Annotated in this window: 7 protein-coding genes; 5 read left to right on the plus strand and 2 right to left on the minus strand. The window is 62.0% G+C overall.

Annotated elements, in window-relative coordinates; translation table 11 throughout:
* Window positions 1-278: 278 nt before the first annotated feature.
* Window positions 279-428, minus strand: a complete 150-nt coding sequence (locus tag EOA27_RS20915; protein ID WP_108702822.1) for a hypothetical protein — start codon at window positions 426-428, stop codon at window positions 279-281.
* A 242-nt stretch (window positions 429-670) separates the two neighbouring features.
* Between EOA27_RS20915 and EOA27_RS20920 the strand changes: the two genes are divergently transcribed.
* The 3 genes from EOA27_RS20920 to EOA27_RS40800 all read left to right on the plus strand — a co-directional run bounded on the left by EOA27_RS20920 (window position 671) and on the right by EOA27_RS40800 (window position 1,600).
* Entirely contained in the window at window positions 671-853 is a 183-nt protein-coding gene (locus tag EOA27_RS20920) for a hypothetical protein (protein WP_036258067.1), read from the plus strand.
* A 61-nt stretch (window positions 854-914) separates the two neighbouring features.
* Window positions 915-1,295, plus strand: a complete 381-nt coding sequence (locus tag EOA27_RS20925; protein ID WP_127257048.1) for a YkvA family protein — start codon at window positions 915-917, stop codon at window positions 1,293-1,295.
* 146 nt (window positions 1,296-1,441) lie between these two features.
* The gene (locus EOA27_RS40800; protein ID WP_189341655.1) at window positions 1,442-1,600 is read left to right on the plus strand and encodes a hypothetical protein; all 159 of its coding nucleotides are present in this window, start codon (window positions 1,442-1,444) and stop codon (window positions 1,598-1,600) included.
* A 29-nt stretch (window positions 1,601-1,629) separates the two neighbouring features.
* On the opposite strand, the gene EOA27_RS20930 is transcribed toward EOA27_RS40800, so the two are convergent.
* Window positions 1,630-1,782, minus strand: a complete 153-nt coding sequence (locus EOA27_RS20930) for a hypothetical protein (protein WP_189343179.1) — start codon at window positions 1,780-1,782, stop codon at window positions 1,630-1,632.
* Window positions 1,783-2,912: 1,130 nt separating this feature from the next.
* Here EOA27_RS20930 and EOA27_RS20935 point away from each other — a divergent pair.
* Together EOA27_RS20935 and EOA27_RS20940 are read left to right on the plus strand one after the other, a co-directional pair.
* Window positions 2,913-4,316, plus strand: coding sequence for a sensor histidine kinase (locus EOA27_RS20935; RefSeq protein ID WP_126078096.1), 1,404 nt, complete (start codon window positions 2,913-2,915; stop codon window positions 4,314-4,316).
* On the plus strand, window positions 4,313-4,957 hold the full coding sequence (locus EOA27_RS20940; protein WP_126061648.1) for a response regulator transcription factor: 645 nt from the start codon (window positions 4,313-4,315) through the stop codon (window positions 4,955-4,957). Before EOA27_RS20935 ends, EOA27_RS20940 begins: the two co-directional genes overlap by 4 nt.
* The last annotated feature ends 202 nt before the right edge of the window (window positions 4,958-5,159 follow it).

Genomic DNA, 5,159 nt, shown 5'->3' on the forward strand with positions numbered 1-5,159 from the left:
GGGCGGAGCAAGGAGCGAAGCGACGCGCGCAGACCCGAGGATCCATGCCGTGACTTGGGAGCGCCGCAGCGGTCCAGAAATTCTGCACCGTTGCACGCTTCGGTCTAAGTAACGGCATGGATTCTAGGGTCTGCGCGCGTCGCTTCGCTCCTTGCTCCGCCCTAGAATGACGAGGTTCAGGAGCCTTCAGCTCATCGCCAGCGTTTGCGCTGACTACCCCAACGTTGATGGCCTTGCTCGACAAGTCTGCAATCTTTCAAAATCACTGTGTTGAGGAATTAGTGCCGCTTGAAATACTGCACTTCGCGTTCGTGCTTTTCGGCGGCTTCGCGCGACTTGAAGGTGCCGAGATTGCGGCGCTTGCCGGTCCTGGGATCGATCTTGCGCGAATAGAGCCGGTATTCGCCGGTTTTCAGTTTGCGGATCATGGAAACCTCCTGTGCGGGCCATGACTCCAACCCGCCGTGCCTGCCTCGGTTCCGATCACCATGATGCCCGCGCGCGGCCGGCGGCAAAAAACCCTTCTGTCGGTGAACCATTTCACGGACGCAAACGACCCAATGTCGGAATCGACATCGCAACGACACGATTAAGTCGAATTGTTTGTATTCAAATGACTTTCGCGACGTTATGCGGATGTTGCGAGCGTGCCGGATCTGAGGAGGGTGAGATGGTGACGGCGAAGCTTCACGGTGTTGAACTCGTCAGGGGACAGAAGTGGACGGTGCGCGTCACCGCCTACGGCACCACACTCATCTTCCCCTTCGAAGCCGAGCAATATGCGCGTTCCTACGCCGATGGCCAGGCTTTCCGCCTCGGCGTCGAGGTTGTCGAGTTGAAGGACTGCGCCTGAGAGGCCAATCCGGTATTCGTCCGTTGGCCTGAAGGCCCATACGGCCCTATACAATGGGCTCATGTCGGCTCTCGACTCGGCAAAGCAATGGGCGCGCGCCATCAAGCGCGACGTGGTGGCGCTCTGGATTGCGGCCCGTGATTGGCGGGTGCCCTGGTACGCAAAAGCCATCGCGGGCGCCGTCGCGGCCTGTGCGCTGAGCCCGATCGATCTCATCCCGGATTTCATCCCGATCATCGGCTATCTGGACGACCTGCTGGTCGTGCCTCTCGGCATCATGCTCGCGGTCAGGTTGGTGCCGCCCGATCTGATGCGTGAATTCCGCGAAGAAGCCGCGCGGCGCGAGAAGCCGGTCAGCAAGGCGGGGCTCGCTTTCATGATCGCGGTCTGGGTTCTGGCGGCGCTGGCGCTCACCTGGCTGTTCTGGCCGAAGCCGGCCTAAAGCGGCGTCGCGATCTTTCAGATTCGCCGATAGCGGTGCACATTCGGCTTGATTAGCGACCCCTTGTATTCGATGCAAATCAGGATCATGCTCAAGGGTGCGCGAAATTACGTGCGCTGCGGGGGGGTCAAAAGGGGTAAGGCGCTATGGAGTTTGCAGTCTGCTACGATCACAGCGGGTTCGATCTGGCGCGGTCGCTCTTCTTCGATCTCACTGCTTTCCTTGCGCTGATGACGCCATGGGCGATCGCGCGGCTGATCGAGATCGCGCGCGAGGATGGCGCGGCCGGATTGCAGCTCGCGTGACGGGCTGAAAGCCCGTTCCTGGGATTGTCCTAGCCCTCGCGGCCGACCTTTCGGATCGACAGGTCGCCGAACAGGACCGAACAGTCGATCTCCTCCTGGAAATGCGCCTGCGGATCGAGCACCAGCCAGGAAGCGTGGGTGCGAAGCTCCTTCAGCCTGGCATTCTTTTCCGCACGCGCCAAGCGCTCCGCCTCGTCTGTTGAGGCCTGAAACGGCTTTTCGGCCTTGTGATGGTGAGGACTCCTCGACATCGCGGCCTAGAACGCGCCCGACCTGCTTTTCGTTCCGCCGCATTGAAATGGCCCACGGCCATTAATTCTTCGGCGCCGCGTTTCGACGACGCACCAGCCTTGAAGCGTTCAGGGAGCGGGGTAGCCCGGCTTGCCTTGGCGGTAAAAGAGTACGGCTCTCTTACAGGCAAGCCGGGCTAAAGCGCCGACCATTGGGTTTCCTTGGGGGGTAGCCGGCGCACGGACACAGTGTCCGTTTCCACCTGCGCCCGCAATTGTCGCTGAGGTCCTATGCGCCGGCGCAATGGTCCGAGCGGCCAGGACCGAAACGTTCCTGCCTGGAATCACCCGGATCCCGGACGCACGAACGCTCAAGCCCGTGTGAGCCGGCTGCCTTTTTGGAGCGTGCTCTTGACGAAATGCTCGGCGTACCGCGCCCATTCGGCTTCCGTGACGTCGTTCTCACGAACAGACTGCCTGAAAGCTTCCCGCAATGCGTCGAGATCAAAGATCGACAGCCGGTGATTTCTCTTATGGTTTTTTGTGCCTACGTCCATACTGCGTTGCCACGAACAGCAAGGTAACGTCTATCGTATAGGCGGCGCGTGTCCGGCCGATCAAGGCCTTGGCCCTGACTTCTTTTGGGGGCAAATGCCGTCGCGACTTCCCGCGTCTTATGCAAGGACAGGGCTGCCCGGCCCTGGGCTGGGGCATCCGACAGACGTCGTTATATATTCATATCCGCAACGCCCGATGACAGGACCGCGCCAGACCGGACGGCGGCGGCGCGGCGCTATGTTCTGCGGGGCATACGTCTTTTGGTCTGGACCTGGGGCCGGATTGGTGGTTGTGTCGGCGCTGAAAGAAGTTCAGGTGGCAGCCGGCCCGCGTCTTCCCCGTCAAACAGGAGCGACGCGGGCATTTGCCATTCGGGGTATGGGCGATCTTGCCGCTTGCGAATCACAGCTGCCCCGCCGGCAAACGGGCCGTCATTAACCTTCCTCATCGGCACGGACCAAGGTCGGTGTCGCAATTGCGTCACCTCGCCTATACTGTCGCGAACGGGTGGGTGAACGGTGCCGATGTTTGGGAGGTATCTGAAGCGGCTTGCACGAATCTGGAGCGGGCTCTCGCTTGCCTGGCAGTTCGTGATCGCGGGCGGCATCGGCCTTCTGGCGGTGATGCTCGTGGTCGGGCTGTGGGTGACATCTCAGATCCGTGACGGCGTCCTGCACAATTCCGCCGCCACCACCGCGCTCTATGTCGACAGCGTGATCGCGCCGCTGCTGCCCGACATGCGCAAGAGCCAGGAGCTGGACGACACCGTCAAACGGGCCCTGGACGAGACGCTCGGCCAGGGGGCGCTCGGGAAAAGACTGGTCTCGTTCAAGCTATGGCGGCGCGACGGCACGATTCTCTATTCGAAGGACGCCGACCTCATCGGCAGGCAGTTCAAGCCCAACGCCAATCTCGTCGCCGCTTTCGCCGGCAATGTCATGGTCAAATACAACTCCAACAGGCTCGAAGACGAGGAAGACGAGAAGGAACGGTCGATGGGGGTGCCGCTGCTCGAGATCTACAACCCGGTGCGCGAACCCTGGTCAGGCGAGGTCGTGGCCGTGTCTGAATTTTACGAATTGTCCGGCGATTTCGAGGAATCGCTGCACTCGGCCCTGTTGTGGAGCTGGCTGGTGGTGGCGGGCGCCACGGCGGCGGCGCTTGCCCTGCTCTCGGGCATCGTTTTCCGGGGCAGCCGCACCATCGTCACCCAGCAGGCGGCGCTCGAGGCCAAGGTCTCGGAATTGCAGGCGGCGCTGGCGCAGAACTCGACGCTGCGGCAGCGCGTTCAGCGCGCCTCGCGCCGCGCCGCCGCCATCAACGAGCGCTATCTGCGGCGCATAGGCGCCGACCTGCATGACGGGCCGGCGCAACTTGTGGCGCTCGCCGCGCTCAGGATGGACAGCCCGGCGCTGGTCGACCCGGCCACGTCGAGCACGCTGCGTGAAGCAGAGATCGCTGGTATCCACAAGACGCTCGGCGAAGCGATGCGCGAGATACGCGGCATCTGCAACGGGCTGGTGCTGCCGCAGATCGAGACCCAGGCCATCGCCGACATCCTGCGCCTGGCGGTGGCCGAGCATGAGCGCCGCACCAGCACCAATGTGTTGCTAACCCTGCCAGAGCGCTTGCCGGAACTGGGCACCTCGGAAAAGATCAGCATCTATCGCTTCGTGCAGGAAGGCCTGAACAACGCCTTCCGGCACGGCAAGGGCAAGGGCCAGCAGGTCAGGGCCACGACGAAAGGCGGCAAGCTTCTCGTCGAGGTCGTGGACACCGGCCCCGGCTTCGACCCGGCCCGAAGCGAGGGACTTGGGCTTGCGGGCCTGAGGGAACGTATCGAAAGCATAGGCGGTCAGTTCGAGACACTGACGGGCCCCGGAGGAACGAGACTGGTGATCACCTTGTCTGTCGAGGAGCAACCGTGAGCACACCCATCCGCATCGCAATAGTCGACGACCATCCCCTGTTTCGCGAGGGCGTTGCGCGCAGCCTCGGCGAGATAGGCGGCTTCGAACTCGTGGGTGAAGGCGCCAGCGCCGAGGACGCCGAAAGGCTGGTGCGCGCCAGCATGCCCGATATCCTTCTGCTCGACATCAGCATGCCGGGCGGCGGCCTCAGCGCGCTTGCCAGCATCCTTTCAGCAATGCCCGAGCAGAAGATCGTGATGCTGACGGTGTCGGAGACCAATGCCGACGTCGCCCAGGCGCTGAAGGCCGGCGCGCGCGGCTATGTGCTGAAAGGCGTCGGCTCCAAGGCGCTGGCCGAGATCCTTCGCGATGTCGCCAACGGCCAGAGCTATGTTTCGCCGAGCCTCTCGGCCAGACTGCTTTCCGACCTTCTGCAGCCCACCGGCAGCAAGCCGGACCCGCTCGCCCAGCTCACCGGCCGCGAAGCCGAGATCCTGAAGCTGGTCGCGGAGGGGCTGAGCAACAAGGAAGTGGCCGCCCGGCTGTCGCTGCAGGAAAAGACGGTCAAGCATCACATGACCAGGGTGCTCGCCAAGCTCAACGTCCGCAACCGCACCGAAGCGGCGCTGCTGATGCATGAGGCGAGGGAGAGGAACTGAGGGGCTGGACGGAGAGTTGGGGAATTGAGGAACTGAAGAATTGAAGAATTGAAGAATTGAAGAATTGAAGAAATAGAGAAGCTGGAGATCGAGGAAGCAAGGACCTGTGACCGATCCCTCTTCCTTCATCTCTTCATCTCTTCATCTGTTCATCTCTTCATTTCTTCAGTTCTTCAGTTTTTCAATCCCAATTCCCCAGTCC

The organism is Mesorhizobium sp. M2A.F.Ca.ET.037.01.1.1 (assembly GCF_003998075.1).
GTDB lineage: Bacteria > Pseudomonadota > Alphaproteobacteria > Rhizobiales > Rhizobiaceae > Mesorhizobium.